The organism is Leucobacter sp. NPDC015123, from assembly GCF_043080205.1.
Classification (GTDB): domain Bacteria; phylum Actinomycetota; class Actinomycetes; order Actinomycetales; family Microbacteriaceae; genus Leucobacter; species Leucobacter aridicollis_A.
In genome coordinates this window covers 52,907-79,237 of the sequence record NZ_JBIBVH010000001.1, presented here as the reverse complement: position 1 = coordinate 79,237, position 26,331 = coordinate 52,907, and the positions used below count along the sequence as shown (strand labels likewise).

Annotated in this window: 28 protein-coding genes; 16 read left to right on the top strand and 12 right to left on the bottom strand. The window is 66.0% G+C overall.

The annotated features are described in order from the left end of the window. Positions 1 to 472: 472 nt before the first annotated feature. The 4 genes from ACF07D_RS00375 to ACF07D_RS00360 all read left to right on the top strand — a co-directional run bounded on the left by ACF07D_RS00375 (position 473) and on the right by ACF07D_RS00360 (position 3,452). Positions 473 to 940: a MarR family winged helix-turn-helix transcriptional regulator gene (locus ACF07D_RS00375; protein WP_391503489.1), complete on the top strand. Its 468-nt coding sequence runs from the start codon at positions 473 to 475 to the stop codon at positions 938 to 940. Positions 941 to 1,019: 79 nt separating this feature from the next. Beyond that, positions 1,020 to 1,694 carry a DUF3105 domain-containing protein gene (locus tag ACF07D_RS00370; RefSeq protein WP_391503488.1) on the top strand — a complete coding sequence of 225 codons (675 nt, stop codon included), beginning with the start codon at positions 1,020 to 1,022 and terminating at the stop codon, positions 1,692 to 1,694. A gap of 37 nt (positions 1,695 to 1,731) precedes the next feature. After that, a complete protein-coding gene (locus tag ACF07D_RS00365; protein ID WP_391503487.1) occupies positions 1,732 to 2,337 on the top strand; it encodes a DUF305 domain-containing protein in 606 nt (201 codons plus the stop codon). A 71-nt stretch (positions 2,338 to 2,408) separates the two neighbouring features. Beyond that, a complete protein-coding gene (locus tag ACF07D_RS00360; protein ID WP_391503486.1) occupies positions 2,409 to 3,452 on the top strand; it encodes a VOC family protein in 1,044 nt (347 codons plus the stop codon). Here ACF07D_RS00360 and ACF07D_RS00355 read toward each other — a convergent pair. Continuing rightward, on the bottom strand, positions 3,417 to 4,469 hold the full coding sequence (locus ACF07D_RS00355; RefSeq protein ID WP_391503485.1) for an alpha/beta hydrolase: 1,053 nt from the start codon (positions 4,467 to 4,469) through the stop codon (positions 3,417 to 3,419). The genes ACF07D_RS00360 and ACF07D_RS00355 overlap by 36 nt on opposite strands. A 211-nt stretch (positions 4,470 to 4,680) precedes the next feature. Beyond that, a complete protein-coding gene (locus ACF07D_RS00350; protein ID WP_391503484.1) occupies positions 4,681 to 5,556 on the bottom strand; it encodes a 3-hydroxyacyl-CoA dehydrogenase family protein in 876 nt (291 codons plus the stop codon). A gap of 97 nt (positions 5,557 to 5,653) precedes the next feature. Between ACF07D_RS00350 and ACF07D_RS00345 the strand changes: the two genes are divergently transcribed. After that, positions 5,654 to 6,355, top strand: a complete 702-nt coding sequence (locus ACF07D_RS00345; protein WP_391503483.1) for a TetR/AcrR family transcriptional regulator — start codon at positions 5,654 to 5,656, stop codon at positions 6,353 to 6,355. Positions 6,356 to 6,405: 50 nt separating this feature from the next. On the opposite strand, the gene ACF07D_RS00340 is transcribed toward ACF07D_RS00345, so the two are convergent. Next, on the bottom strand, positions 6,406 to 7,455 hold the full coding sequence (locus tag ACF07D_RS00340) for an NAD(P)H-hydrate dehydratase (protein ID WP_391503482.1): 1,050 nt from the start codon (positions 7,453 to 7,455) through the stop codon (positions 6,406 to 6,408). A 251-nt stretch (positions 7,456 to 7,706) separates the two neighbouring features. Here ACF07D_RS00340 and ACF07D_RS00335 point away from each other — a divergent pair, with 251 nt between their 5' ends. Beyond that, positions 7,707 to 8,657: an alpha/beta fold hydrolase gene (locus tag ACF07D_RS00335; protein ID WP_391503481.1), complete on the top strand. Its 951-nt coding sequence runs from the start codon at positions 7,707 to 7,709 to the stop codon at positions 8,655 to 8,657. Between the two features lie 89 nt (positions 8,658 to 8,746). On the opposite strand, the gene ACF07D_RS00330 is transcribed toward ACF07D_RS00335, so the two are convergent. The 3 genes from ACF07D_RS00330 to ACF07D_RS00320 form a co-directional block, all read right to left on the bottom strand. Then, positions 8,747 to 9,955: an MFS transporter gene (locus tag ACF07D_RS00330; RefSeq protein WP_391503480.1), complete on the bottom strand. Its 1,209-nt coding sequence runs from the start codon at positions 9,953 to 9,955 to the stop codon at positions 8,747 to 8,749. 62 nt (positions 9,956 to 10,017) lie between these two features. Continuing rightward, the gene (locus ACF07D_RS00325; RefSeq protein ID WP_391503479.1) at positions 10,018 to 11,577 is read right to left on the bottom strand and encodes a class I adenylate-forming enzyme family protein; all 1,560 of its coding nucleotides are present in this window, start codon (positions 11,575 to 11,577) and stop codon (positions 10,018 to 10,020) included. A gap of 3 nt (positions 11,578 to 11,580) precedes the next feature. After that, positions 11,581 to 12,069, bottom strand: coding sequence for a MaoC/PaaZ C-terminal domain-containing protein (locus ACF07D_RS00320; RefSeq protein WP_119282998.1), 489 nt, complete (start codon positions 12,067 to 12,069; stop codon positions 11,581 to 11,583). A 36-nt stretch (positions 12,070 to 12,105) separates the two neighbouring features. Here ACF07D_RS00320 and ACF07D_RS00315 point away from each other — a divergent pair, with 36 nt between their 5' ends. From ACF07D_RS00315 to ACF07D_RS00290, 6 genes are all read left to right on the top strand, one after another. Beyond that, a complete protein-coding gene (locus ACF07D_RS00315) occupies positions 12,106 to 12,873 on the top strand; it encodes a TetR/AcrR family transcriptional regulator (protein ID WP_391503478.1) in 768 nt (255 codons plus the stop codon). Positions 12,874 to 12,942: 69 nt separating this feature from the next. Next, entirely contained in the window at positions 12,943 to 13,875 is a 933-nt protein-coding gene (locus ACF07D_RS00310) for a helix-turn-helix domain-containing protein (RefSeq protein WP_391503477.1), read from the top strand. After that, positions 13,875 to 14,666 carry a helix-turn-helix transcriptional regulator gene (locus ACF07D_RS00305; RefSeq protein WP_391503476.1) on the top strand — a complete coding sequence of 264 codons (792 nt, stop codon included), beginning with the start codon at positions 13,875 to 13,877 and terminating at the stop codon, positions 14,664 to 14,666. Before ACF07D_RS00310 ends, ACF07D_RS00305 begins: the two co-directional genes overlap by 1 nt. A 151-nt stretch (positions 14,667 to 14,817) precedes the next feature. Then, positions 14,818 to 15,615 carry a siderophore-interacting protein gene (locus ACF07D_RS00300; RefSeq protein WP_391503475.1) on the top strand — a complete coding sequence of 266 codons (798 nt, stop codon included), beginning with the start codon at positions 14,818 to 14,820 and terminating at the stop codon, positions 15,613 to 15,615. Then, on the top strand, positions 15,615 to 17,330 hold the full coding sequence (locus tag ACF07D_RS00295) for an ABC transporter transmembrane domain-containing protein (protein ID WP_391503474.1): 1,716 nt from the start codon (positions 15,615 to 15,617) through the stop codon (positions 17,328 to 17,330). Before ACF07D_RS00300 ends, ACF07D_RS00295 begins: the two co-directional genes overlap by 1 nt. Next, positions 17,330 to 19,126, top strand: coding sequence for an ABC transporter ATP-binding protein (locus tag ACF07D_RS00290; protein ID WP_391503473.1), 1,797 nt, complete (start codon positions 17,330 to 17,332; stop codon positions 19,124 to 19,126). The genes ACF07D_RS00295 and ACF07D_RS00290 overlap by 1 nt, the downstream gene beginning before the upstream one ends. Before the next feature lie 171 nt (positions 19,127 to 19,297). On the opposite strand, the gene ACF07D_RS00285 is transcribed toward ACF07D_RS00290, so the two are convergent. From ACF07D_RS00285 to ACF07D_RS00270, 4 genes are all read right to left on the bottom strand, one after another. Beyond that, on the bottom strand, positions 19,298 to 19,591 hold the full coding sequence (locus tag ACF07D_RS00285) for a rhodanese-like domain-containing protein (RefSeq protein ID WP_391503472.1): 294 nt from the start codon (positions 19,589 to 19,591) through the stop codon (positions 19,298 to 19,300). A gap of 44 nt (positions 19,592 to 19,635) precedes the next feature. Beyond that, positions 19,636 to 21,078 (bottom strand): rhodanese-like domain-containing protein, encoded by a 1,443-nt coding sequence (locus tag ACF07D_RS00280; RefSeq protein WP_391503471.1) that lies wholly within the window; start codon positions 21,076 to 21,078, stop codon positions 19,636 to 19,638. A 227-nt stretch (positions 21,079 to 21,305) separates the two neighbouring features. Then, on the bottom strand, positions 21,306 to 21,692 hold the full coding sequence (gene trxA, locus ACF07D_RS00275) for a thioredoxin (RefSeq protein WP_391503470.1): 387 nt from the start codon (positions 21,690 to 21,692) through the stop codon (positions 21,306 to 21,308). Between the two features lie 35 nt (positions 21,693 to 21,727). Further along, positions 21,728 to 21,916 (bottom strand): hypothetical protein, encoded by a 189-nt coding sequence (locus ACF07D_RS00270; protein ID WP_119283008.1) that lies wholly within the window; start codon positions 21,914 to 21,916, stop codon positions 21,728 to 21,730. Between the two features lie 127 nt (positions 21,917 to 22,043). On the opposite strand from ACF07D_RS00270, the gene ACF07D_RS00265 reads away from it, so the two are divergent. Then, positions 22,044 to 22,379: a metal-sensitive transcriptional regulator gene (locus tag ACF07D_RS00265; protein WP_391503469.1), complete on the top strand. Its 336-nt coding sequence runs from the start codon at positions 22,044 to 22,046 to the stop codon at positions 22,377 to 22,379. A gap of 68 nt (positions 22,380 to 22,447) precedes the next feature. Further along, a complete protein-coding gene (locus tag ACF07D_RS00260) occupies positions 22,448 to 22,909 on the top strand; it encodes an SRPBCC domain-containing protein (protein WP_391503468.1) in 462 nt (153 codons plus the stop codon). 10 nt (positions 22,910 to 22,919) lie between these two features. Here the strand turns inward: ACF07D_RS00260 and ACF07D_RS00255 are convergent, their stop codons facing one another. Then, complete coding sequence (locus tag ACF07D_RS00255; protein WP_391503467.1) at positions 22,920 to 23,732, bottom strand: ABC transporter permease subunit; 813 nt, start codon at positions 23,730 to 23,732, stop codon at positions 22,920 to 22,922. Further along, positions 23,729 to 24,700, bottom strand: coding sequence for an ABC transporter ATP-binding protein (locus ACF07D_RS00250; RefSeq protein WP_391503466.1), 972 nt, complete (start codon positions 24,698 to 24,700; stop codon positions 23,729 to 23,731). Before ACF07D_RS00250 ends, ACF07D_RS00255 begins: the two co-directional genes overlap by 4 nt. Positions 24,701 to 25,094: 394 nt before the next feature. On the opposite strand from ACF07D_RS00250, the gene ACF07D_RS00245 reads away from it, so the two are divergent. Further along, on the top strand, positions 25,095 to 25,229 hold the full coding sequence (locus ACF07D_RS00245) for a hypothetical protein (RefSeq protein WP_391503465.1): 135 nt from the start codon (positions 25,095 to 25,097) through the stop codon (positions 25,227 to 25,229). A gap of 24 nt (positions 25,230 to 25,253) precedes the next feature. Then, positions 25,254 to 26,153, top strand: a complete 900-nt coding sequence (locus ACF07D_RS00240) for a hypothetical protein (RefSeq protein WP_391503464.1) — start codon at positions 25,254 to 25,256, stop codon at positions 26,151 to 26,153. Positions 26,154 to 26,331 lie beyond the last annotated feature (178 nt).

The following is a 26,331-nucleotide window of genomic DNA, read 5'->3' as shown; positions in this document are numbered from 1 at the left end:
GGCCCGGGGCCAAGCCGCGATTCAGAAACTGGCCACCCTCGATACTCGCTGCGGCCCTCACGGCCTCCCGACCAGCCGTGAAGGCCCACAGCTCGGGCACGGCAGATCCTGCCGAGAGGCCCCGTTTGTCTGTCAGGCAGGCAGCGACGCTGACGGGTGTGGCCTGGGGCCTCCCGTGGACTTGCTGCTTCGCGTGTGCCATGCACCGACCATAGGTGAGGCCTCGTGAAGCCCGCAAGTGGTGAGTTTCCGCTGAAAACTTGCTAACTTCTTCGCGACGAATGTGAGATAAATGCTTCACTTGCCTGTTGTGGGCTGAGTGTCGGCAGTGCGCCAGGCGAGGCGTATTGGGCGATTTGAGTGCCAAGATGGCACTGGTGAAGTTACTCAAATGTGATTTGAGAGTGCCAGTCGGTGCCGTTTTGCTCGCGTCGCGTCGATGCTTCGTCGCGCAAGGTGGTGAAATAGCGGTATGACTGATTTTGCGCCCCGAATGGATGCTCGGGAGTCACGGGCCTGGCTTGGGCTCATCGGGGTTGCCCAGTTGCTGCCGCATCTGCTCGACGCGCAGCTTGAGCGGGATTCGAGGATGACTCACTTCGAATTCACCGTGTTGTCCGCTCTCTATGTCGCGCCCGACTCGATGCTCAGAATGTCTGAGCTCGCGCAGACGACCGCGGCGACTCTCCCGCGGCTGTCTCATGTCTGCACGCGCATGGAGAAGCGGGAGCTTGTTGAGCGGGTGCCGAGTGAGAGTGATCGCCGGGCCACCAACGTTCGGCTGACCGCGGTTGGGCGCAGGGAGTTCATTCGCGCCATTCCCGCGCACATCGATCTTGTTCGCAGTCTGGTGATCGACGCATTAACAGTGGAGCAGCTCGATTCTCTCGGCGAGATCGCCGAGGCTATTGGTGACCGACTGGCTGCGCGCCGCGGATAGGGGCTTCGTGCGGAGGTTTTTCCCAGGGCGCTGATAAATGATTGTCGCAACAACCAATTGTGGGGGGGGCGAGAGTCGAATGCCAGAGCCAGTAGTTCGCAAGACAACCAAACAGCAGCGCGCAGAAGCGCGGGCCGAGAAGGTTCGAGCGCATCAGCAGCAAGAGGCGGCGCGAAAGCGCAACCGGCGCATCGCCACCGTGAGCGGGGCTGTGGGCGGCGCGGCGATCCTGGCGCTTGTCGTCACTTTCGTAGTAACGGCAACAGAGCCACTGCAGCGTCCCCAAGACATTGAGATTGAGGGACTCAAGGAGTTCACGAACCTCCCCGCAACTCACATTGATCCCGCTCCCGTCGACTACCAAGAGAATTACGGCATGGCCGTTCCAGCCGGTGGGGACCACTCGCAGATCTGGCTGAACTGTGGGGTCTACGACGAGCCGCAACCGAACGAGAACGCGGTCCACGCGCTCGAGCACGGTGCTGTCTGGGTGACATATGATCCTGACACGGCAACCGACGACGACATCGCGGCGCTCCGAAACGCCATCCCCGACCAGTACACGATCCTCTCGCCCTACCCGGGCCAGCCGGCGCCGTTCATGGCATCGGCGTGGGGAGCGCAGATCGAGATGGACTCAGCGTCTGATGCCCGTCTCGCGCAGTTCATCGACAGGTACTGGAAGTCGGCGAACGCGCCTGAACCTGGGGCATCGTGCTCCGGAGCGCTGCAGGGCCCAGGCCTTGTCGCCTAGCGGGCGCAGCACGGGGCTCACGGCGTTCATTGTCACAATGCTCGCGATCGTCCTCGTCGCCGCGTCACTGATCGTTGGGCGCGCGACCGCTAGCGTGGATCCGCTGCCCACGACCCGCAGCGCCGAGGCCGGGTTCGCTCGCGACATGCAGACCCACCACGACCAGGCTGTCGAGATGTCGATGATCGTTCGAGACCTCACCGACTCGCCAGAGATTCGGCTCCTCGCCTACGACATCGCGACCTCCCAATCGCAGCAGGCGGGACAGATGTTTGGTTGGCTTGCGACCTGGGGCCTCCCGCAATCGTCGCCAGAGCCGGCAATGACCTGGATGCACCGCCCGGTCCCGTCAGGGGAGAGTCACGTACATGGCGCGCCGGACACGGAGACGGAGGTGCCCGACGCGATGCCGGGGATGGCGACGCGGGCTGAGCTTGATGAATTCAAGTCGCTTCGCGGTGTTGCGGCCGAGCGGATGTTCTTGCAGCTCATGATCGCCCACCACAAGGGCGGAGTCGACATGGCAGAAGCCCTCCTCGACCGGAGCGACTTCCCCGTCGTGACGGACCTCGCCGGCAGCATGGCCAAGGCACAGCAGAGCGAGATTCAGCTCATGGAAGACCTGCTGGCCGCGCGTCAGTAAAGTCGGCACCCAGTGCCGCGCCGCCACCCAATCCCAGTACCAGTGACGGATCAATCTAAGGACACCCACCCATGACCCAAACGAGCCAGCCCGCGAAGCGCTCGCCGAAGCTCCTCCTCATCGTGATCGCCGCCGTAGCGCTCGTCGCAGTTGCTGGAGGTGTGCTCTGGGCAGTCCTCGCCGGTCGCGACGCCGCGCAAGGCGCCCCTGGTGCCGTCGACGCGGCGGGAGCGCCTGTGGAGCGTGCAGACGGGCTGCCGGCGGAGACGGAGCTCGGGATCACGGAGCTAAAAGTCACAAACCTCGACAACGTGCAGGCCTACTATCAAAATGCCGTTGGGCTCGCTGTCATCGACCAGCAGCCGGACTCGGTCACGCTCGGGCTCGACGGCGTGTCGTTGATGCGGCTAGAGCAGTCCGCGGAGCCGCTGCCGCAGGTCGGCGACGCGGGGCTGTACCACACGGCAATCCTCTTCGCCGACGAAGCATCGCTCGCGAAGGCAGTGCTGCAGACCGCGCAGTTCGCGCCGGGAAGCTACCAGGGCTCCGCCGATCATCTCGTGAGCCAGGCGTTTTACTTTGGTGATCCCGAGGGGAACGGCGTCGAGCTCTACGTCGACCGTCCGCGTGACGAGTGGAAGTGGAAGGACGGTGAGGTCGAAATGGGCAGCGAACCGCTCGACCCGAACGCATTCATCGAGGAACACCTTGATGAGAACGCGGCAGACACCGCCGTGATCGGTCACATTCACCTGAAGGTCGGAGACCTCGAAGACGCACGCCGCTTTTATGCCGACACGCTCGGGTTTGACGTGGTGTCGCAGTCCGAGGGTGCCCTGTTCTATTCGGCTGGCGGCTACCACCACCACATCGCGACGAACACCTGGCAGAGCGCAGGTGCGGGCCCGCGCAGTACGGAGGTGGGTCTCGGAGCGTTGACGATAGCGCTGCCGACCGCGGCTGATGTTGAAAAGGTGGCCGCCCGGGTCGAGGCCGCGGGCTTCGAACACGAAGCGATCGAGCACGGCATCGTCGTCGACGACCCCTGGGGGAACACAATCAGGCTGGTTGTCGGTGCCTCAGCTACTCAGGCCGCGTCCGAGGTAGCTCACTGACTCGGCGAGCGCCCGCGAGCTGAGCTTGCCGACGCCTGTCGCGTTCACGAACGCGTGGATGTGGCCCTCGACGAGCTGCACCGTAACCGGCACCCCGGCGGCGCGCAGCCGCTCGGCATAGGCGAGGCCCTCGTCGCGCAGCACGTCGAACCCCGATACGGCGACGTGTGCCGGAGGGAGGCCCGTGAGGGAATCTTCGGGGGCGAGGAGCGGCGACACGAGCGGATTGTGTGCGGCGGCCTCTGCCCCCTCGGTGGGGAGGTAGTGCTCGTGGTACCAATCCATGTGGGCTTCGGTGAGAAAGTAGCCCTCGCTGAACAGCTCGTACGACCGGTGTTTAGTGGCGAGGTCGGTCACCGGGAAGAACAGTAGTTGGTAGTCTGGCGCGCCTGTCTCGTCGTCGCGCGTTGCGATGCAGATCGCTGCGCTGAGGTTTCCGCCTGCACTGTCCCCGGCGACGGCGATGCGGCCACCAGGGCGTTCGGCCCTAGCCCAGCGGTATGCGTCTATTGCATCTTCGAGCCCTGCGGGGAATGGGTGCTCAGGGGCGAGGCGATAGTCGACAGCGATCACCTCGAGCCCGCTCTCGGCGGCGATGAACCTGCACGCGGAGTCGGCGGACTCGAGGCTGCCAACGACCCAGCCGCCGCCGTGAAAGTACAGCACTGTGCCGCGTGTGCGGGCATCAGGAGTGTTCGCGTATCGGCGGGCGCCGACAGTTCCAGCCCGGGTCGGGATGACGAAGTCGGTGACCTCTGCAACGTCGTGGGTACCGCCGAAGATGCGCGCTTCGGCGTCGATCTGCGCGCGCGCCTCGGCGAGGGGGAGCTGTGTGAAATCGTTCCCGGGCAGTCTGTTCAGGATCCGCAGCGCCATCTGCACCTCGGTGGCGAGCTGCTGGCCGTCGACCTCGACTGGCTTTCCCGCGATGATGCGCTGGGCCCAGTGCGGCATGCCGCCGAGCGTGCGAATCGCGCCGCGCATGAGGCGCTCTGAAAGTGGCGGGGGTGACGGCATCGTGACTCCTGGGTCGGCAGCGGTGGCGACGGGCAGGGGCGCGACGCTGCGCACCCTTGCAGATCACCTTAGTGGGCGCCGTCGCCAATACACACCATTCTCGCGAGAACACACGAACCCTGCGGTAGGGAAGGGATGATCTCGCGAGGAAGGTGTGTATTGGCGCGTGTGGGTCGCGCGGGTCGGCCCAGGCTAGGGCGGCCGCCCGCGACTACTTGTCGTAGCTGTAGAAGCCCTCGCCGGTCTTGCGCCCGAGTTTGCCAGCGTCGACGTAGCTGCGGAGCAGCGTGCGCGGACCCTCCGGTAGGTTCGGGTTCTCTGCTGCGTAGTGCTCCTCGATATCGAGCACCACGTCGAGGCCCACCTGGTCCATGAGAGCGAACGGCCCGGCATGGATCCCCATGTTGGCCTGCATGATCGCGTCGACGTCCGCTGGAGTGCTCACGCCGTCGGCAACGACCGCGAGCGACTCGCGCTTGATCGCTGCCCAGATGCGGTTGAAGATGAACCCAGTGCTCTCGGCGAGCGCGATGAACGGGGCGAGCCCGAAGCGCTTCAGCTCCTCGGCGACCGCGGGCAGCAGCCCCTCGCTCGTCTGCCCGTCGCTCATAAGCTCGACAGCCATGCTCTGCGGCGGCATCGCGAAGTGCATGTTGAAGACCCGCTCGGGGTTCGCGACCTCGTCGATGACCTCGCGCGACTTGTACGACGAGGAGTTCGTTGCGAGTACCGCGTCGGCGTCGGCGAGCTTGTCGAGCGTGCCGAAGAGTGGGCGCTTGATATCGAGCCGCTCGGGGACTGCCTCGACGACAAGCCACGCACCGGGCAGTGCCTCCTCGACAGTCGGAACCGCGGTGACGGTGCCTGCGGTGGCGTCGATGCCCTGCTTCTCGAGCCGCGCGGTGAGCTCGGGGAGTGCCTCGGCAACGTAGCCGAGCGCCGCCTGGCGCTGCGGCTCCTGCAGCTCGGCGATGCGGACGTCCGCGCCGCCTGACGCGAAGACCGCAGCGATGCGCCTGCCGAGGGTGCCGCCGCCCACAACGACGATCGGTCGCTCTTGGGCGTTGGTCGGAACGGTGAATTGCATGTGATTCCTCATTTCCTTTTGATGCGTACGCCTTGCATTCTCGATGCAATGTGTATTGAATGCATTATGCATCGAACATTCGACGGAAGGAACCCCTGTGGCAGTTCGCGCTGAGAACCTCCCAGGCGACATCAAGACTTCGGCGGCTCAGCCGCCAGCTCACTTGGCAGCTCAGCCGCCAGCCACGGCTGCGGCCCCGGCGAGACGTCGAGCGCGAGTACACACCCGCGCCGCGCTCCTCGATGCTGCCGAGGCGATCTTCGCTGAGCGAGGCGCGCCAACGGCAACGATCGACGAAATCTGCTCACGTGCGGGCTTCACCAGGGGGGCCTTCTACTCAAACTTTCGCACCGTGACAGACGTGTTCTTCGCGCTCTACGAACGAAAGACGGCAGACCTGCTCAGCGGTACGAGCCGGTTCGAGGTGCACCTCGCACCCGGCTCGCACCCGGCTGACGTGCTCGAACGCTTCGTCTCCGAACTGCTCGCGGTCATCCCTGCCGACACGCAGTGGTACGCCCTCCGCGCGCTGTTCGGGCTGCGCGCTACCACGGATCCTGAGCTCGCTGCCCTGCTGCGCGAGCACGGCGAGGAGTTCCAGCGGGGGATCACCCCCGTACTCGAACGCATCGCCGGGGCGCTCAACGCAACCCTCACGCCCACCGCTGACGAGGCCGCCCGGGTGATCATCGCGGCCCACGTGGGCTCAGTGCTGCAAGGCCCGTTCGTTGATGACCCCGATAGGTTGCGGCACGCGGCCGTGCTCGCAGCGCTGCGCGGCGTGCTCAGCCCTACCTAGCGGGCTCAGGGGCTGAACGCGGCCTGCTGCGCGGAGTGAACGTGACCCGGCTAGCGGTGTGCGTCGGCTTCTGTGTCCGTTTCTGCGCCGGTCTCTGTGCCGGTCCCTGTGTCCGTTTCTGCGCCGGTCCCTGCGCCGGTCTCCGCGCTCGCCGCAGCGCCAGCGCGTGCGAGGAGCTCGACAGCTGCGGGGAGCTGGTGCGCGACATCGAGGGCAACGATGGGTCGGCCCGCGGCTCCCGAGGGCCCCACGGCTCCCGAGGGCCCCACGGCTCCCGAGGGCCCAGCGGCTCCCGCCGCGAGCCGGGCGGCGGTGTCATGGAGCAAGGAGGCCGTCGCGCACAGCTCGGCAAATGCCCAGGGGTGATCTGGGTCGCCGATGGCCTCCGCGTGTCGCGCGGCAAGCGCGCCGAGGACCCCGGCGAGTACGTCTCCCGTCCCGGCCGTCGCGAGCCACGGGGTCGCCGGGCCGACGGTGATGACGCGACCGGCTGGGGACGCGACTGTCGTGACGGCGCCCTTCAAGAGCACCGTGACGTTGAGCGTTGCTGCAAGGACTGCGGCGGCCTCCGCGTCGTCGGCGGGCTGCGGTTCGCCCAGCCCGCGCCAGAGCCGGGCGAACTCGCCGGCGTGCGGGGTGATCGCGACCGGTGCGGCGCGAAGTGCGGTGTCACGGCGGCCGAGGCAGAGTTCAAGCGCGCCGGCGTCAACGACGAGGGGGCGCTGCTCGCCGAACAGGCTGGTGAGTGCTGCGGTCTCGGTCGCGTCGCGCTCGGCTGGGTGGGTGCCGCTGCCGATGAGCCAGGCGGTCACCCGCGTGGCGTCGCGCGTGACAACGGTTTCGGGTCGTGTCGCGAGCACCAGTTCGGCGGGCGACTGCATGCCGAAGCGGGGGCCCGCGTCGCCGAGCTGCGGGGTGAACTGCACGAGCCCGACGCCCGCGCGCCAGGCGGCCTCGACCCCGAGAGCTGCCGCGCCGGGGTAGGAGCGGGAGCCCGTGCGCACGCCGAGCACGCCGCGAGAGTACTTGTGGTCGCGCGGCGTCGGTGCCATGAGGTGTGCCGCTGCATCCGAGGCGGTCCACTGGAGGGAGTGGTTCACGGAGTTCCTTCCCTGGCTTCGCGGGCACCGCTCGCGGAGCCGCCGGTAACTGGCGCGGTACGAGGTGATCGTTCTGTGGGTCAGGATCGAGCGCCCTGCACCCAGCGTAGCCCTGTGGGCATGAGGCGACGTTGCAATGGTGAAACGGCTATGAGTTTGCATGGAGAATTGGTGAATTCTCCCAGCAAGATCCAGTCCGCCCGTGCGATGCTTAGGGCCCGAAGTAATGCCTGTTTTTCGAGAGCGAGTCCGTGAAGAAACCACTCAAAATTACCCTCACCACTCTTGGTGTCATCGTCGGGCTCGTCGGGGCAACGCTCGCCACGACCTCGATTGTAAACGCCGTGAAGACCCCGCGCGAGGTTGCCGCGCTCGAACCATATGGTGAGCTCGTGGAAGTCGACGGCAAACAGATGAACGTCGCCGAATTCGGCAGCGGCGAGCAGACGATCGTGCTCACGCCGGGCGCCGGAACCGCTTCGCCGGTAGCCGACTTCGCGCCCGTGATCAATGGCCTGAAAGACGAGTACCGGATCCTCGCGGTCGAGCCGTTCGGCTATGGGCTGAGCGATCAGGCGGATACGCCGCGGACGACGGAGAACATCGTCGCCGAGATCCACCAGGCCGTCTCGAGTTTCGGTGTCGACGAGTACATTCTCATGGGGCACTCGATTACAGGTATCTACGGTCTCGCATACGCGAACACGTATCCCGACGAGGTCACCGCCTTCGTCGGTATCGACACCTCCGTGCCCGAGCAGCCAGGCATGGACAGGGTGCCAGGGATTCTCAAGGGCGCCCCTGCGATCCGTGGGCTCGGGCTGCTGCGCGTGATCACCGAGCTTGGCGGCAACCCGCTTGAGGGAAACCCGGCGTACACCCCCGAGGACATCGAGCGTATGGACGTGCTCGCGATGCGCAACTCCATGGCCCCCACTTACCTTGACGAGGTCAACCACCTTGCCGAGAACTTCGCTGCCGCGAAGGGGCAAACGTTCCCGAAGGACCTGCCACTGCTGCTCATGTATCAGGCGCACAACCCAGACTTTCCCACCTGGACCGACATGCATAAAGCGCAGGCGGCGACAGTCGACTACGCGGTCACCCTCGAGATCGACGCTGACCACTACCTGCACCACACAAAGGGTGAGGAAGTCGTCGCGGCGACGAAGGAGTTCCTCGCGGGACTGCCAGCCGAGTAATAGCGGCGGCTGCCCAGCCGAAGCGAGAGGGGCCTGTTGTTGCGCGAGCGCGCAGCGCCAGTGCCCCTCTTGCAGTGGACCATCCAGGGCTAGGCTGCCTGCGCTGCACCCTCGATTCGCGCTGCGAGCCCGCGGGCGAGGAACAGGATCACGACAGCGAGCGCAACCGAGATCATGTAGGCGATGCGCATCGAGCTGAGGTCGGCGATCGGGCCGATGAGCGCAGCGCCGAGCAGGAACCCGACGTAGGTGAACGTGTTCGCGCGCGCCACGGCGACGCCCGTGTCGTCGATCGTTCCCGCCGCCGCGAACGCGAGCGGCGCGATCACGCAGAGGCCGCCGCCTGCGAGCGCAAACCCGACGAGTGCCATCCACGGCGCCGTGGCGAAGACAACCGCAAGCATGCCGGCGAGCGCGATGAGCGCGCAGACCTGGATCACGCGCTTCGCGCCGAACGCCCTGATCAGCCAGTCGGCGCTGAGCCTGCCGATGAGCATCGCGGCGCTGTAACCCCCGTACGCGAGGGCGGCGACGCTCTCCGGGGCCGCGAGCGTGTCGTGCACGTAGACGGAGCCCCAGCTCGATGCCGAAGACTCGATGAAGTAGGCAGAGGTGAGAACGACGCCGATGCTGAGTACCGGGAGCCAGGGAACCTTGACGCGTGCCGGGGCGGCGCCGGGCCGGGCCTCCGCCGAACCTGCAGCGCCGACGCGAGCGTGCACGAGTGATCTGCCCGTCCAGAGCAGCAGAGGCACGAGCACGAAGAATTCGGCACCGAAGAAGACCCAGAGCGGTAGCCCTGCCTGGGCGGTGAACGCCGCAGCGAGCGACGCGATGATGCCTGCCGCGCTGTAGATCGCGTAGAAGCCGACGACGATGCTGCGCCTGTACCGCTGCTGCAGCGAGACCGCCTTCATGTTCATTGTGGCGTCGACCATTCCAAATGCGATGCCCATCACGATCCACGCCGGAATGAGCATCGCGAACGAATCGGCGAACCCGATGAGTGCGAGCGCCGTGAGGTTCGCGACGCTCGCGAGCCGCAGCAGGGTGTCGCTATGGACGCGTTGCACAATTGAGCCGGTGATGAGCGTCGCTACTCCGGCCATAAGCGGCAGCGCGAGTGTCATGAGTGCGAGCGTTGAGTCGCTGAATTGGAACGTCGCTTTGACGGTTGGCAGCCGCGCAAAGAGGGAGCCGAACCCAAGCCCTTGCGCGAAGAACACGATGAACAGGGCGATGCGTGCCTGGCGCATGCCCGCCGTGATGTGGGTGTCGGTGGAGGTGATATTCGTCATTGTATGTCTCCTCAATCCCGGCTCTCCGTTGAGCCGCTAGTGGGTGTGGGTGCTGCGGGGCGTCAGGCTCGCGCGAGCCGGCGGAGGTGCTGTTTGTCGACCTTGCCAACCGGGAGCAGCGGGAGCGCGTCGACGATGACGAACTCCTTCGGCACCTTGTAGTTGGCGAGGTGCTCACGGGCGTAGGCGCGGAGGGCGTCGGCTTCGGGCGCGCACCCCGCCGCGGGGACGACGTAGGCGACTCCGACCTCGCCGAACGTGTCGTCTGGCCTGCCGATGACGGCGGCAAGGGCGACATCGCTGTGCGCCTCGATGCGCAGCTCGATCTCGCGCGGGTACACGTTGTAGCCGCCCGACTTGATCATGTCTGACATGCGCCCGACGAGGCGGAGCGCCCCGTCGTCTCTAAGGACGCCCACGTCGCCGGTCTTGAACCAGCCGTCCGCTGTGTACGCGGCTGAGGTGCCATCGGGGTTGCCGAAGTATTCGAGAAACAGGCCCGAGTGTCGTACTTGCACTTCGCCCTGAGTGCCGGGCGCAACCGGGCCCTGCTCGTCGGCGAGCCGCACCTCCATGCCGGGGTCGAACCGCCCGACAGTCTCAGCGAGCACCTCGTCGCTGTCGCCGTCGCGTGTGAACGTGATTGAGGCGATCGTCTCAGTCATGCCGTAGACGGTCATGAGCGGGATTCCGCGGTCTTTGTAGGCCCGGATCACGTCGATCGGTAGGGGAGCGCCGCCCCAGACGACCCGTCTCAGCGATGTCAGGTCGGTGGCCGCGAACTCGGGCTGGGCCGCGATGAGCTGCAAGATGGTTGGCACGGTCATGAGGTTCGTGAGCCCGAGCTCCGGCACGAGCGCCAGCAGGCTCGCCGGGTCGAACTGTTCGAGGAGCGCGAGCATTCCGCCTGCCGCAAGGGTGGTGCCCGTGAGGTCTGCAAGGCAGGCAACGTGGTTGATCGGCAGGTTGCACGGCACGCGCGGTGCGCGGATGCCGAGCACGTCGGCTTCGACCCGCGCCGCGTAGACGAGGCCTCCGTGCGAGAGCACCGCGCCCTTCGGTGACCCGCTCGAACCCGAGGTGTACACGATCGTCGCCGGGTCGGTGGGGTGAATCTCGGGGTAGCTCGCGGGCAGGGGGGCGGCCTCCGGCAGCTCCGGCAGCTCCTGCAGCGCCGAGGCCACAGTCCGCGGCCCGATCCTGAACGCGCCGCGGGCGCCGACCGCCGCCGCGAGCTCAGTAATCTCAGCACCGTACTCGCGCCCGTCGACGGCGTCGAGTGAGAGAAACACTGACGGCCGTGCGTCGGTGGCGACGTGACTCAACTCTGAGAGCGTGTATTTCGGGTTAAGCCCTATCCAGACTGCACCCGTGCGCATCGTCGCGAGTAGCGAGATGAGGTACTCGGGCCGCGGGGTGCAGAGCGTCGCGACGCGCGAGCCAGGAGCGACGCCCAAGGCGGCAAGTGTCGCGGCGAGCTCGTCGACGCGAGTGGCGAGGTCGCTGTAGCTCAGTGTGACGCCCTCGAACCATACGGCGTCCGCCTCGGGGGTCGCGAGCGCGTAGTGGTCGAGGTAATCGAGGTAGCTTGTGGGCTGCGGCACTGCAGCGGTGGCGTGCACGGCTCAGCGCTCGACGTTTGTGCCGTCGTCGCGGGTCGCGAAGAGCGACAGCCACCTGGCCACCATGGCAGGCTTCTCCTCGCCCTCGACTTCAATCGTGTTGTCGGTCGTCACGAGCACGGTGCCGTCGGGGCGTGGGGTGACCTCCGCGAGCGTTGCGACGCAGCGGATCTTCTGTCCGATGAAGACGGGGAGCGTATAGCGTACGCGATCGAGTCCGTAGTTGAACCCGTAGATGCCCTCGCCTCGGACCGGGCTGTTGTTGAAGTGGAACATCGTGAGCAGGCTTGTGAGCAGGAAGCCGTCGACGAGCGTCGCACCCAGGGGATTGTTCTTCGACGCGGTGAGGTCGGCGTGCTCGGCGTCGAGATAGCTTGCTGTTGCGAAGGCCGACAGGTGCTCGGCGTCGATCGCGAGCCAGTCGGAGGTGAAGAACTCTGTCCCAGCGTGGAGGTGGAGGTCGGAGAGCAGGATTTCGCGGCGTTGCGACATTGAAACTCCTAAACGTAAGTAAATACTTACTTTAGTATGAGCGTGAAGGTGTCAGTGGTCAAGCCCGGTGTTGTAGCGCAGGCGCTGCAGCGCATCTCGGGCAGTGCGCCACGCGAAGTCCGGGCCGATGCGGCAAGATGGATCGAAACGCGCGGCAACCGGGCCGGGGGAGGAAGGATGGTGACGGCAGTGGAGCGACAAACACCCAAGCAGGCGCGCGGGCGCGCCGCTGTCGCCTCCATTTTGGCGGCAGCGAGCGAACTGCTCGAGGAGGGCGGCTTCGACAGCCTGACCACGGCGACGATCGCAACCCGCGCCGGGGTGAACATTGCGACGCTCTATCGCTACTACCCGAACAAATTCGCAATCGTGCGCGAGCTCGCGCAATCAATCGAGGAGGAGCGATCAGGCGTTGCGCTTCGTGAGCTTTCTGAGCTGGGGGTGGCGCCCGACTGGCGTGAGCCAGTCGCGCGCGCAATCCGCGCGATGGCGCAGCTGCGGCGCGACACCTCTGGCGCGACGGCGATCAGGCGGGCCCTCCAGTCCTCGCCCGAGCTGTGGCATCTCGACCACGACGTGAACGCTGCGACCGCCGAGGCCATCGCCCCATACCTGCTGCGGGTGAACCCCGCGCTGCCGGTGGAGCGGGCCGCGGCGATCGCCCTCACTGTCGTGCACACGGTTGCGAGCCTGCTCGATCTCGCGGCTGGCGAACGGGAACGGGGACTCGATCTTGAACGGGAGCTCGAGCTCGTCGTCATCAACTACCTCGCGCCCGAGCTCGATCCTCCGAGGGGCATCTGAGGCGTGTGGCGCAGCGCGCAACCAGAATTACGCGCGCAGAACCTGCCAGGGGTTCGCTAACGTTAGTCCATGACCCCCGAGTTCACCCCGCGCCAGATCGCGGACCGCGACGTCTCAGCGTTTTCGAGTCAGGATCTGCACCGCGAGGGCACTCGCAGTCGCGACTCGATGCCGATTGGCGCCGTGGTGCACACGTTTGGTCCGCTGTTTGTGATCGAGGCCTCGGGTGGACCGACCGAGATCGAGCGGCGCCCGCTGCTGCCTGGCATGCCAACGATTGACTTCGTGTTTGTGGCACGCGGCAGGTTCACCTACCTCGAGGACGGCGCGTGGCTCGAGTCGAGCGACCCGCTGCTCGTTGCACCGAGCGGCCTGCCGATGCGCGTGCGGTTTCTCACCGACTGGAAGTTTCTCGTCGCTCGGATTCAGCGTGATGCGCTCATCCCGTTCCTCCCGCGCCTCCCTGACGGGGCGACTGTCTACCCTGAGCTCACGCTGCCCGAGCGGGCAATGCGCGGCTACCTCGCTGAGCTCTCCGAGGCGCCGGCAAGTGTTGGGCCTGGCGACGCTGCGACGGTGTCGCGGGTGGCGGTCGAGATGGCGGGCGCGCTGCTGCGCGGACGGTTCCCGCTGCTGTCGTCGCAGCCCACGCAGGGCGCGAAAGATGTGTGGGGTGACGCGATGGGGGTGATTGCTCGGGAGTGTCGGGAGGCAGGGTTCGGTACCCGGGAGCTCGCTGAGGCCGTTGGATGTTCCGTCAGGCGACTCCAGCTCGCCTTTACGAATCACGAGACGAGCGTCGGGGCAGAGCTGCGGCGCGAGCGCGCTCGAATCGCGCGGTCGACGCTCCAGAACCCCGAGCACGACGGCTTGTCGGGCGCCCAGGTTGCAGCCCGTTCAGGGTTTGGGTCGGCGTCGACGATGTATCGCGTGCTCCTCGACACGTATGGCGTGACGCAGCAGGACCTGCGGCGCAGGGCGGCGCCCTCGCGAGGCGCGTAATGGCGAACGTCTCGCACGTCTCGACGGCATCGCAACGAATCCGGGGTTTCCTGCTCACAAGTGTGCGCCACGAGAGTCGCAGCATTCGGGCATGGGAAGCCGAGGTGCACGAGCACGACGAGCTCATCTGGTCGACAGCCGGAGTCGCTCGAGTTCGCGCCGGTGACTCGGTCTGGACTGTGCCGGCGCAGCGAGCTGTGTGGGTGCCGAGCGGCGTGCCGCACACGATCGAGACCTCGGCTGACTCGCTGTTCTACGCAACCTTTCTTGAGGCGGGGCTCGCCGCGCAGCTGCCACGGGAGGCCATGATCGTCGAGCTCATTCCCGCGGTCCGAGAGCTGCTGCTGCTCAATGCCGAGGCTGAGATGCCGACGAGCACGCGGCTCCGGCTCCAGCGCCTCGTGATCGAGTTGCTCACGCCAAGCCCCGGGGCTCAGGTGGATCTGCGGATGCCTGTGACGCCGAGCCTGCTGGCGGTAGCCGAGCAGATCCTTGCTGATCCGGGCGCCTTCGAGACGACAGTTGACTGGGCCGAGCGGGTCGGGCTTCCGCCGCGAGAGCTGACGCGGGCGTTCATCTCGGAAACCGGGCTCTCGCTCACACAGTGGCGGATCCGCGCGCGAGTGCGCGCCTCACTCGTCCGCCTTGCATCCGGTCAAACCGTCGCGGCGGCGGCCGCCGCCCTCGGTTATTCCAATCCGAGCACCTTCATCGGTCACTTCCGAGGGATCGTGGGGACGACCCCGGCAGCGTACTTTGCGGGTGCCGTGACAAAAAGCGATATAGATTGACCGCATAGCGATATTTGGCTTCGCTATGGTGGGTGAAGTAAGGCAAACCTTACCAAGATCGCACCAATGTCAAAGGATCGCTCGTGCCCGTTTTTTACTCCGGTTTCGCGTCGCCCCGCGAGGCGGCTACCTCAGAGCGGAGGGGCTAGTCGTGGCAATCCCATGCGCTCCGGCGCGCGTCGTCGAGACCCGTCGGCTGACGCCCAACATGATTCGAATCACCGTCGAAGCTGTCGGCGACTGGTTCTGGCCCACCCACGGTCGCGGGGACGAACGGGTCGACATCGCACTGCCGGCACCCGGCGAGTCTGTCGCGAACATCGACGTGTTCAACCTGCCCGAGTACGGTCGCGGGTGGGAGGGCGAGGAGCCGCCGTGGCGGCACTACACCGTTCGCCAGGTCAGGGATGGTGGCAGGCTCATCGACATCGACTTCGTCGTGCACGACGGCGGGCTCGCGTCGGGCTGGGCCGAACGGGCGGAGCCCGGACACGTCATTGGAATCTTTGGGGCGGGCGAACGCGAGGAGCCCTCGTCGTACTATGCGGCTCCCAGCGACGCCAAGTTCCAGCTGCTCGTCGCAGACGCGACGGGTGTGCCTGGCCTCGGCCGTATCCTCGAGCAACTCCCTGCCGGCGCCCGCGTGCTCGCAATCGCCGAGGTACCAACCGAAGCAGACATTCAAGAATACGAGACCGCCGGAGACGTCGAGATCCGCTGGATCATCGGATCTGGCAACGGGCATGGCCCGAGCGCGCTCGCGGCTGAAGTCGCAGGCTTCAGCGCCCCCGAGGGGCCGTGGTACGCCTGGGTCGCATGCGAGGCGTCGACGAGTCGGGCAATTCGGCGAGACCTGCGTTCACGGCTCGGACTCGCGCGGGACAGGCATCACGCGATCGGGTACTGGACCCAGGACCGCACAGGCAACATGTCGGCAGACGTCGACTGATGGCTCGACGGCGAGCCGCGACGCGGGAGGCAGCGGAGCAGCCGGTTCCCAACCTGCTTCGCGTTGCCCTCGCTGGTGGCCGGCGCGACCGAAAGCTCGCCCTCGCGACCCTTGGGCTCATGCTTCATCAGGCGGGGGAGGCGGCAGTTCCGATCCTGATCGGTGTCGTCATCGACCGCGCGATTGAGCCGGGGAGTCTTTCGGCGCTGATCTTGTGGCTCGCCGTGCTCGGCGTGGTGTTCTTCGTGCTCTCGCTCAGCTACCAGCGCTCGGCGCTCGCGATGGTGAGCGTGTTTGGGTATGGGGAGCACGATCTCCGGCTGCTCGCTGCCCGGCGTGCGCTCCACCCGCGCGGGCTGCGGACCGGCCGCCATCCCGGGGAGCTGCTATCAATCGCCACGAGCGATACGGGCCGCGTGGCCGGGATCGCCTGGAGCATTGCCCAGCAGGCGGCGACACTCATGGCGGTGGTCGCCGCCACAGTCGCGCTTCTGGTCATCTCGGTGCCACTCGGACTCGGAGTCGCGCTTGGCGCCGTCGCAGTGCTGTTCGTAATGCAGTGGCTCGCCAGGCCCGTTGAGCGCGCAGGCGCGACCGAACAGCAGGCAGTCGCGACGGCGAGCGAGGTCGCGACAGACTCGCTCGCCGGGCTCCGCGTGATCCACGGACTCGGTGCCCAGACTGAGATCGTGCGCCGGTACCGGCGTGCGAGCGTTGCCTCGCGCAATGCAGGTATCGCGGCCGCGCGACTGCTCGTCACTTACCAGGCCGTCAGCAGGACGGTGTCGGTGCTCTACCTCGCCGCGCTCGCGCTCGCGGCTGGATGGCTCGCAACCATGGGAGAGATCACCCCGGGGCAGCTTGTCACAGTTGTCGGCCTCGCGCAGTTTCTGCAAGGGTCGCTCGCGCACGTCGGCACGTTTGGCGCGAACTGGGCGCACAAGCGCGCCTCAACCAAGCGACTGCGGGGGCTCCTCGAAGAAGAGTACGCGTTGGGATCCGGCACCCCCGGCGCTGTCGAAGCGCTTGAGCGCGCGCCGGGAGTCGGCACCTTGCTCGAGTGGGACGCGCCAAGCGGGGAGACGCTCACCGTGCGTTTCGATGATGGGCTCGTTGGGGTTCGCGTGCGGACCGCTGCAGAGGCGCGGACAGCCGCCGCGACGCTTGGCTTTCGCCGTGATCCTGCACCGGGCGAATTGCGGATCGGTGGCCTGTGCGCCTGCGAGCTCGGGCCCGAGTGCGTGGCGCGGCGGGTCGTTGCGCCCCCGCACGACGCCGCACTCTTCACCGGAACGCTGCGCACGAACGTCGCGCGGGATGGGTGCCTCCTGCAGCGGCCGATCAACGCCGCAGCCTTGGCAGACGTCGTTGATCACCTCGGCGATGCCGACGAAGAGATCGGCGCGGGCGGTCGTAGACTTTCCGGTGGCCAACGCCAGCGCGTGTTGCTCGCGCGTGCACTGCACACTCCGGGTGACGTCGTCGTGCTCGACGAGCCAACGAGCGCGCTCGACCCAATCACCGAGCAGCGCGTTGCAGAGTCGCTCGCGCTCCTCGGGCGACCTGTCGTCGTCGTCACTGCGAGCCGGACCCTGCTCGCGGCGTGTTCGCGCGTCGTCGACGGGCGCTGCCCTGAACCCGAGCGGCAGTGCTGCTCGGCCGCGGCGAGTCCGGCACATGCGGGCGCCCCCTGCTGCGCGTTTGGGGCGCGGTGATGGGTGCGGCAAACCTCGGACGGGCGGACACTCCAGCCGGCGGCGAGCGTGCGGCGATCTTGCCCACATCGACGGCGGGACCTGCGGCTCGGCTCGGCGCGAGGCTCCTCTGGCGGCAACGTTGGTTGCTTCTCGCGACAGTCGCCCTGCTGCTCCTCGGAACCTCGGCGATGCTCGTCATCCCGCCACTTCTTGGCGAGATCGTAGACGCGGTGATCGGCGGTGAACCGTTCGCGCGTGTACTGTGGCTCGCCGCAGGCGTCGCGGCGGCAGGCGTTGTGGCCGCCGCGCTCGAGGGGATCGGCGGCGTGCTGCTCGTTCGCTGCCTCCAACACGCGCTCGCGGCCCTGCGCGAGGACGTGTTCGAGGCGGCCCTCAATCTACCGCTTGGCCGCGTGGAAGCCGCGGGCGACGCTGACGTCATCTCGCGGGTGACGAACGACGTCGAGGCCGTGACTGAGGCGATCTCAGGGGTGATCCCGCTGTGCGCGCGAGCGGTGTTTACAATTGTGCTCACGCTCGTTGGCATGGCAGTTCTCGACCCGTGGCTCGCGGTCGCCGCGCTCGTCGCGGTCCCGATCCAGATCGTCAGCACGCGCGTCTTCATGCGCCGCTCGCGTCCGCTCTACGCCAGGCTGCGGCGCGAGGAGGCGGAGCGCGGGCGCGCCTTCGTGGAGGCCGTCGCCGGGGCTGAAACCGTGCGCGCGTTCGGCACGGCTGATGAGCACCTCGCCGCGATAGCGGCAGCGAGCGACACTGCGGTGCGCACGCACAGAGAGACCGGCAGGGCGCGAAACATTTTCATTGGGGGCTTGAACGGCGCGGAGTTCGTTGGCCTCGCCGCGGTGCTCGCCGTCGGGTTCGTTCGCGCCACTGCGGTAGGGCTCTCGGTTGGCGCGGTGACGGCGGGAGCGCTTTACTTCCACAGGCTCTTCAACCCGATCGGTGATCTGCTTGGGAGCATGGACGACCTACAGCGCGCCCTTGCAGGGCTGCAGCGCCTCACTGGAGTCGTGAACGCTGGCGCCGCGGAGCGAGCAGGCAGAGCCGCCGGTGCCAGCGCCAGCGAGGTCGCGAACGGCGCGATCGAGCTCCGCGGCGTGAGCTACAGGTACGGGGCGCGGGCTCGGCGCGCCGCGCTCCGCGGCATCGACCTTGAGATCCAAGCAGGCGCTACCGTCGCCCTCATCGGCACCTCCGGGTCGGGAAAGAGCACGCTTGCGCGCCTCATCGCTGGGTTCGATGAACCCACCGCGGGTGAGGTGCGCATCGGCGGCATGCCAGCGCACGAGGCGCGCGCTGGCGGGCGCCCCGCCGCCCTGCTCGTCGCGCAGGAGACGCACATGTTCGCGGGGTCAACCGCAGACAACCTCAGGATCGCGGCGCCCGGCGCGACCGACAGTGAACTCTCGCAGGCGCTCGCCGATGTCGGGTTCGACCTCGCGCTCATCGAGGGCGGGCTCGCCGGATCGCTTCCCGCAGCGGTGAGCCACCGCGAGGCCCAACAACTCGCGCTTGCCCGGGTGCTGCTCGCGGACCCACCGGTGGTCGTGCTCGACGAGGCCGGCTCACAGGCCGGCTCGGACGCGTCACTCGCTCAGGCCATGCGGCGCGTGAGCGACGGTCGCACCGCCGTCGTCATCGCCCACCACCTCGACCAGGTGCGCGGCGCCGACCGTGTCGTTGTGCTCGAGCACGGGCACATCATCGAGCAGGGTGCACCCGACGAGCTGCTCCGGCGGCCAGACGGCGCGTTCTCGAGGCTGTGGCGCATGGCTGGCGGTTCCGAGCTGTAGTGGCTGCCTGCGCCTGGTGGCTGTTGCTGGGCGAGCATACAGCACCCCTTCCAAGCGTCACCAGCCGCTACTAGCTGGGCTGAGCGGCAGTCGGGATCTTGATGTCAACGTCGCGGCTGTCAGGGGCAGCGTCGTGCGAATCCGGTGGTCGGTTTGGGGTCCACGCTGTGGCTACCGAACGATGTCGATGCCCGTACTCTCAGCCGCTTCGGCCAGGGAACCAATGTTTGTCGCGCTCGTGAAGCCCGCGGCGCTCATGAGCGCCGCGGCCTGGCCAGAACGGTTGCCCGAGCGGCAGTAGAGCAGGTAGGTGGCGGCAGGGTCGAGCCCCGGGATTGCTGCTTCAATCTCGCCGCCGTTGAAATCGATGAGGCGGGCGCCCCGGAGGTGCCCCTCCGCGAACTCCGCTGGCGTGCGAGTATCGATGATGATCGGCTCGGCCGTGCGTTCGTGTGCTTCGTTCATGAGGTTCCTCTCGGGGCGTCCACTCAGTCTGGCAGAGCGGTCGCCTAGGCGGCCGCAGACGAGGGGAGCTGCCCGACCGCTGGCTGGTTGCCAGAAATCGCGCTCCAAGCAAGGTAGCTCCCCTCGAGCTCGGCGACCTTGTACCCCTCTCGCCGCAGGGCGCTCGCCGCAACGCTGTTGCGAACCCCGCTCTGGCAGTACGTCACGATGGTTCCCTCGCCCTTCTCGGGAAGCTCAGCAAGATTCCACAGCAGCCGGCCGCCCGACAGCTGGGCGGCGCCGGGGATGTGCCCGTCGGCGTACTCGGTCTTGTTGCGCACGTCGAGCAGGGCCACATGATCGTGCCCGGCGAGTTCGCTCGGCGCCACTGTCTCAGGCGTGACAAGTGCGAGGCCCGCGAGGGACGTGATGAAACCTGCCACCGTGTCGATCCCGACACGCACGAGGTGGTCTCGCAGCGTCGCTGCCTCGTCGCGGTCTGCGGCGAGCAGCACGAGTGGTCGGGTTTCGACGTCCGGGTTGTACACCCAGGCGCCGTAGCTCGCGGCCTTCTGAGTACCGGGCACGTTGAGCGAACGCCCGACTGTGCCGGTGTGGACCTCGTCGTGGTGGCGGGTGTCGACGAAGATAACCGTGTCGTTTGCGAGGGCGTCAGCTAGCTCGGTCGCCGAGTACTCGGTGAGCTCCGGGGCAGCGCCGATGACTGCCGGGCCGAGCTTGTTCTGCACCTTCATGCGACCAAAGTAGGCGTGCGCGTCTGGCTGGCCGCTGAGCAGTTCGTCGACGAATCCCTGCTGGTCATCGTTCCGCAGATACTTTCCCCACCACGAGAAGTTCCGCTCGTAGCCGACGGTCGTCGACGGTACCGAGCCGAGCGCCTTGCCGCAGGCCGAGCCGGCGCCGTGCGCGGGCAGCACCTGGACGTAGTCGGGGAGTGTGAGGAAACGGTCGCGGAGACTAGCGAACAGATCCTCCGCGCCCGCGAACCTCGTGTCGACCCCGCCGGCAGCCTCGTCGAGCAGGTCTGGCCTGCCGAGGTCGCCAACGAACACGAAATCACCTGTCAGCATGAAACCGGGCTCGTCAGACTGCGCGCCATCGGTCACGAGGAAGGAGAGGTGCTCTGGGGTGTGGCCCGGGGTGTGCACCGCCTCGACGGTGATGTTGCCGAGCCTGATCCTGTGGCCGTGCTTCATGCGCACGGCGGTGTCGAAGCCCGCACCGTAGGTCCAATCGGGGCCACCCTCGTCCGAGACGAACATCGTGGCGCCGGTGCGCGCAGCGAGCTCGCGAGTACCCGACAGGTAGTCTGCGTGAATGTGAGTCTCGGTGACTCCGGTGATGGTCATGCCGTTCTTCGCGGCAATCTCTATGTAGACGTCGAGGTCGCGGCGCGGGTCGACGACGATCGCCTCGCCCTTCGCTTGGCAGCCAATAAAGTAGCTTGCCTGGGCGAGGTCTTCGTCATAGATGCGTTCGAGCAGCATGGTGGTTCCTTCTTCCGTGAACGGCAGGGGGTGGGGAGCGAGTGTTGGCCTAGTTGCAGCTGCAGCGGTCGGCGACCGCCACGCCCTCAAGTGCCTGTTCGATGTGTTCTCCGCAACCCGCCCAGGTCGGCTTGTTGCAGGTCGTGCAGGTGACTCGTGCGCACATATGTGGACTCCTTGTGATAGGTGCTTGGGTGTGTACGTGGGTGTTTTCGCCGGAGTGGTCGCTAGGCGGATGCGTGCGCGGATCCTGACTGGGCGGCTTCGGCGAGCTGCCGACGCACGTCGTCCATGTCAAGGTCGCGAGCGCCCTGAATAAGGTGCTCGAGCTGCTGTGCGGGGAGCGCCCCAGCCTGCGAGAAGACAAGGATGCCGTCGCGAAATACCATGAGCGTCGGGATCGAGGTGATCTGGAATTCTGCCGCGAGTGCGTGTTCGGCCTCCGTGTCGACCTTGCCGAAGGTGATGTCGGTGTGCGTTTCAGACGCCTGCTCGAAGACGGGTGCGAACGAGCGGCATGGACCGCACCAGGCTGCCCAGAAGTCAACGAAGACGATGCCGTCGCCTTCGACAGTAGGGGCGAACGTGTCGACAGTGAGATTGGTGGTGGCCATGTTGGTGACCTTTCGTGTCTGGTGGGGGAGTGTGATTAGCGGCCGAAGAGCCGTGCGAAGAAGCCCGGTCCCCGTGCGGCCTGCGCCGCGTCGATTTGCGCCTGCGTGTGCTTCCCGTTGCACCACTCTGATGCGGGGACGCTCATCTTGACCATCTCGACGTGCTGACCGCAGCCTGCCCAGGTTGTCTTGCTGCAGGTGCGGCATTTCGTCGGTCGGCACATGTGAGTTCTCCTTCGTGGGCCAAGGGCCGCTGCATGGCTGGATACCCCCGGGGGTATCTTGATGACGAGCATAACTATACCCCATGGGGTATCCTGGTGGTCAAGTCTGATCCTGAGAGAGGGCCCCATGCCAGAAGTAGAGACCACCGCAATCCATGAGCGCGACGAGGCAACGTCGGTTGCCCCTGCAGTCGCGGCCGGAACTGGAACGCCCGAGGCGAAGCGCAAGATTGTGAACCGCCTGCGCCGTGCGCACGGGCAGCTGGCGGCGGTCATTGAGGCCGTGGAGGGGGAGGCGCACTGCCGCGACGTCGTCCAGCAGCTCTCTGCAGTCACCAAGGCGCTCGACCGCGCAGGCTTCCTCGTGATCTCGACGGCCCTGCAGGAGTGCCTCGCAGACCCCGACAACGAAGACTCGGCGAAGCCTGAGGAACTCGAGAAGCTCTTCTTGTCGCTCGCGTAGGGGGAGGGCGTTAGGGCTCTGGCGCTGCGACGCTGTGCTCGGCGGGCAGCAACACGTAGGGTGTTCGCATGAGTAGAACAGATCGCGCAAACCTCCTCATTCACACTGGCAAAGATGCAGTGTTCTCGGCGCTCACCAGCAGCGACGCGCTAGCAGCCTGGCTTCCTCCCAGCGGAATGCGTGGCCGCCTTGAGCGGTTTGATATGCGTGAAGGGGGCTCCTTCAGGCTCGTTCTTACGTACGAGAATGCTGCCGATGCCCCAGGAAAATCGTCAGCCGACTCGGACGTGACGGAAGTGCGAATCACTCAACTCGATCCAGGGGAGCGGGTCGTCCAGGAAGTGGACTTCGAGTCAGAGGACCCTGCTTTTCAGGGCACGATGCAGATGGAATGGAAGGTCCTCCCGGTTGCGGAGGGGACCATCGTTGAAGTCATTGCACGCAACGTTCCCGCCGGAATTCGTGCGCGCGACCACGCTGCAGGGCTCACCTCCTCCCTGGCAAACCTCGCGGCTCTTCTCGAGCCGTAGCGCACCTGTGCTAGGTCAGCTTCGTGATAAGGCGTTCACGCTCGAAGGTCTTTGCCACCGCGAGGAACACTGCGACGTCGATCGCGGCGATCACGACCACGGCGATGAGCGCGATGGGTGCGTCGAACAGCATGAGGCCCGTCGCCTGTCCGATGACGAGTGCGAGCACGGGCAGCAGCACGAGCACCGAGATCCCTTGCGCCCCCTGCACCGTTGTCGATCGCCCCGACACCGCGACAATCAGAGTGATCGCAAGAAACGCGATGACTGGCACGAGCAAGAACACGACGATCAGCCACGTCGTGTTCGGGAAGAATGCGCGCCCGACGACGGGGTTGCCGAGCACGTTCGCGATGACAGTGTAGATGGCGAACGATCCCCAGGTGATGACCACAGCGGGAACGAGCGACGCGAGTACTTTGCCGAGCACGAGCTCGCGGTTCGTAATGGGCGTGTAGAGCAGGCCCTCGAGCGTGCGTCGTTCTTTCTCGCCGACGAAGCTCGAGCTTGCGACGACCGAAGCAACCATCACGGGAATCAAGAGAAACAGTGGCGCCATGAAGTAGGTGAGCGCGGCGTAGACGACAACCCCGCCGGTGTCGAGGTCGGGTGGGAGCACGCCCTCCGGGATGTTGTCGAGGAACGCGTCGAGGCCGTTGACGGACGCTGTCAGGATCGGGCTCCTGCCGAGCAGTGCAATCGCCGCGGGGAAGACTGCGGCGAACAGGATCGGCACCACAAGCAGCGGTGCGAGAGTCTGCTTGTTGCGGAGCACCTCGCTGAGGTCTTTGCGGGCGATCGTGAGGATCCTTTGGCGGTTCATCGTGCATCCTCCCGCTGTGTCTTGATGACGTCGAAGTACAGGTCGCCGAGCGTTGGGGTTTCGGGCACAACGGCGCGGATCGCAGCGCCACCTGCCGCGAGGGCTGCAACGGCGGCCTCGACGGCGTGATCGTCTGCGACGGTGAGTGCCAGCGAGCCGTCGGGCTCCGGGATCGCCGTGCCCGCGCGAACCGCGTCGCTCACGAGCGCCGCAGCGGCTGCCCCGCGGGGGCCCGAGTCCCCGAGCTGTACCGTGACTCTCTTGCCCGGCCAGCGGTCGTCGATCAGGTCGCCGATCGCGCCCTGCGCGACCATCTCACCGTGCATGAGGAAGCCCGCATCCTCGCACAGCTCCTCGAGCCCGTGGAGCTGGTGGGTGCAGATGACGAGGGTCGTCTTGAGTGACGCGATCATCTGCTTGAGGTAGTCGATAAGCTCGAGCGACGCCTCGGGGTCGAGGCCGGCGGTCGGCTCGTCGAGAAACAAGAGCTCGGGCTCGTGGATGATCGCGCGGCCGACAGCCACTTTTTGCCGCATGCCTTTGCTCAGGGTGCCGGCAAGCGAGTTCGCCCTGTCTGCGAGGCCCAACACTTCGAGGAGCTCGGTGATGCGGCCAGGCAGCTTCGCCTTCGGTACGCCGTACAGCTCGCCCCAGATCTTCAGGTTCTCGTGCACTGACAGCGTCTCGTAGAGGTTCGTGTCGGTCTGCACGCCAACGCGCTCTCGCAGTCTGTCGCCAGACGCCTGAGTGAGCGGCTCGCCGAACAGTTCGACGCTGCCCGCCGTCGGAGCGAGCACCCCATTGAGGAGGCGCACGATTGTCGTCTTGCCCGAGCCGTTCGGTCCGAGCAGCCCGAACGCGCGCCCCCGCCGAACCTCAAACGTCACGCCAGAGACTGCTTGGAAGTCGCCAAATCGCTTCGAGAGTCCTGTCGCGCTAAGCGCGGCTTGGGGCTCATTGGGGTGCATGCGTTGATCCTTCCACCGTGGGCTCGTGCCCGTCATGTACCACTGTATTATGACAGTGGTACAGAATGCAATGGGTGGGGTGGCGTGCTCTCGTGCTGCGTTGTATTCGCACCGTACGCGTGGGGTCGCGGCGGCAGCCGACGTCACCTCAACGAGGCAGACGAGTCGACCTCCGCAATCAGCGGGTGACCGGGTCGAGAGATTACCACCCGAAGGATTGATCCCGACGAGCAACCTACGCCGGGTTGCCTGCTGGCCAGCCTGAAAGTCTCGTCCGGGGTCAGCGATTCGGGGGGCAGTAGTCCGTGATGTGGCTTCGGTATGCCTTGCTCAACTGGGAATAGAGCGAAATTGGCGCACGCAGCATTTGACCTGAGTCCTTGACACTTCCGCTTTGGTTTTCGACATTGCTGTTCCCGCGTCCGCCGCCAATATTGGCGCGCTGGATATTGTTGAATGGAGTGTCATGTTAGTGGGTGTAAACCTCGAGCTCCTTGATCGAGCCGCTGCTGACTTTGAACTGAAGTAACTTAAAGCGCCTCGAATGGAAACGATGACTGAGCTTCTCTACCACTACACGACCGCGGCTGGTTTCCTGGGAATCGTCAGTTCCCGTTCGCTGTGGGCTACGAGTTCTAACTACCTTAACGATCCGTCGGAGATGACCTACGCAGTGGAGCTAGTCTTGCGCCGGGCGAAGCTGAGCGCTGACCAGGAGGCTGACTTGGAGGCGGCAGCAAATCTTAAAGAGGTCATTGCCTCGTTAGAACGTGACTATTCAACTCCGAGCTCCTATGCGCGCGTGCGCGAGTCCAATGCCTACATGACTAGTTTCTCGAAGAGCGATCAGCATTTGATGCTTTGGCGCAACTACTCTCTAAAGTTTGGTATGTGTCTCGGCTTCGACCGAGCGCTACTGACAGATTGGATTGAGGAGGGGAGGGTGGCACGACCAGATGCGTTGTGCACGGAGGAATCTCCGGAGGATCCAGAGGTTCTGGTTGGGCTCGAAAAGAATATTGGGCTTGAGGCCGCTGTCATAGACGTTACTTACGGGGATCGCGGGAAAATGCCCGATCTCGAGCGCGTTCTTGCTGGCTTGTCGGGCACCGGAGCCCTCGCGGAAGGAGGAAAGGCGCCTGTGGTCTACTCGCCGTTCGCCTTTGCATCTGTAAAACACCCAAGCTTCTCCGATGAGCATGAGGTTCGAATGATCGTTCGTGAGACTGGCGACTTTGCGCCCAAGCCCAAGCTTCGCGTCTCACCTTCTCACGGATTGGTTCCCTACCAAGAGATTTCCTTTCCCCGGGAAGCGCTGCGCACCGTTACTACTTGCCCGGGTGTGTCCCATGAGCAGCAGGCCGCAGCGATTCGCGCTGCGCTGGATGATGGAGGCAGAGGTGCTTGGAGTCATGTTTCAATTACGGAGACCGGGATACCGTTTACCTGGTAGAAAGAGGTCTTTGGCTTGTTCCTAGCGAGGGTCAAGGGCTGAAGAAGGACGGTGGAGCCGGGTGCGTGGGCGGCTGCACGCTGATCTGGTCGCGGTCAATTTTGAGGCCGTGAGAACTGGGCCGGTGACTGGGAGGGGTGGCAGACAGACCCGAGCGCCGCGGACGCAGCGTCAGAAA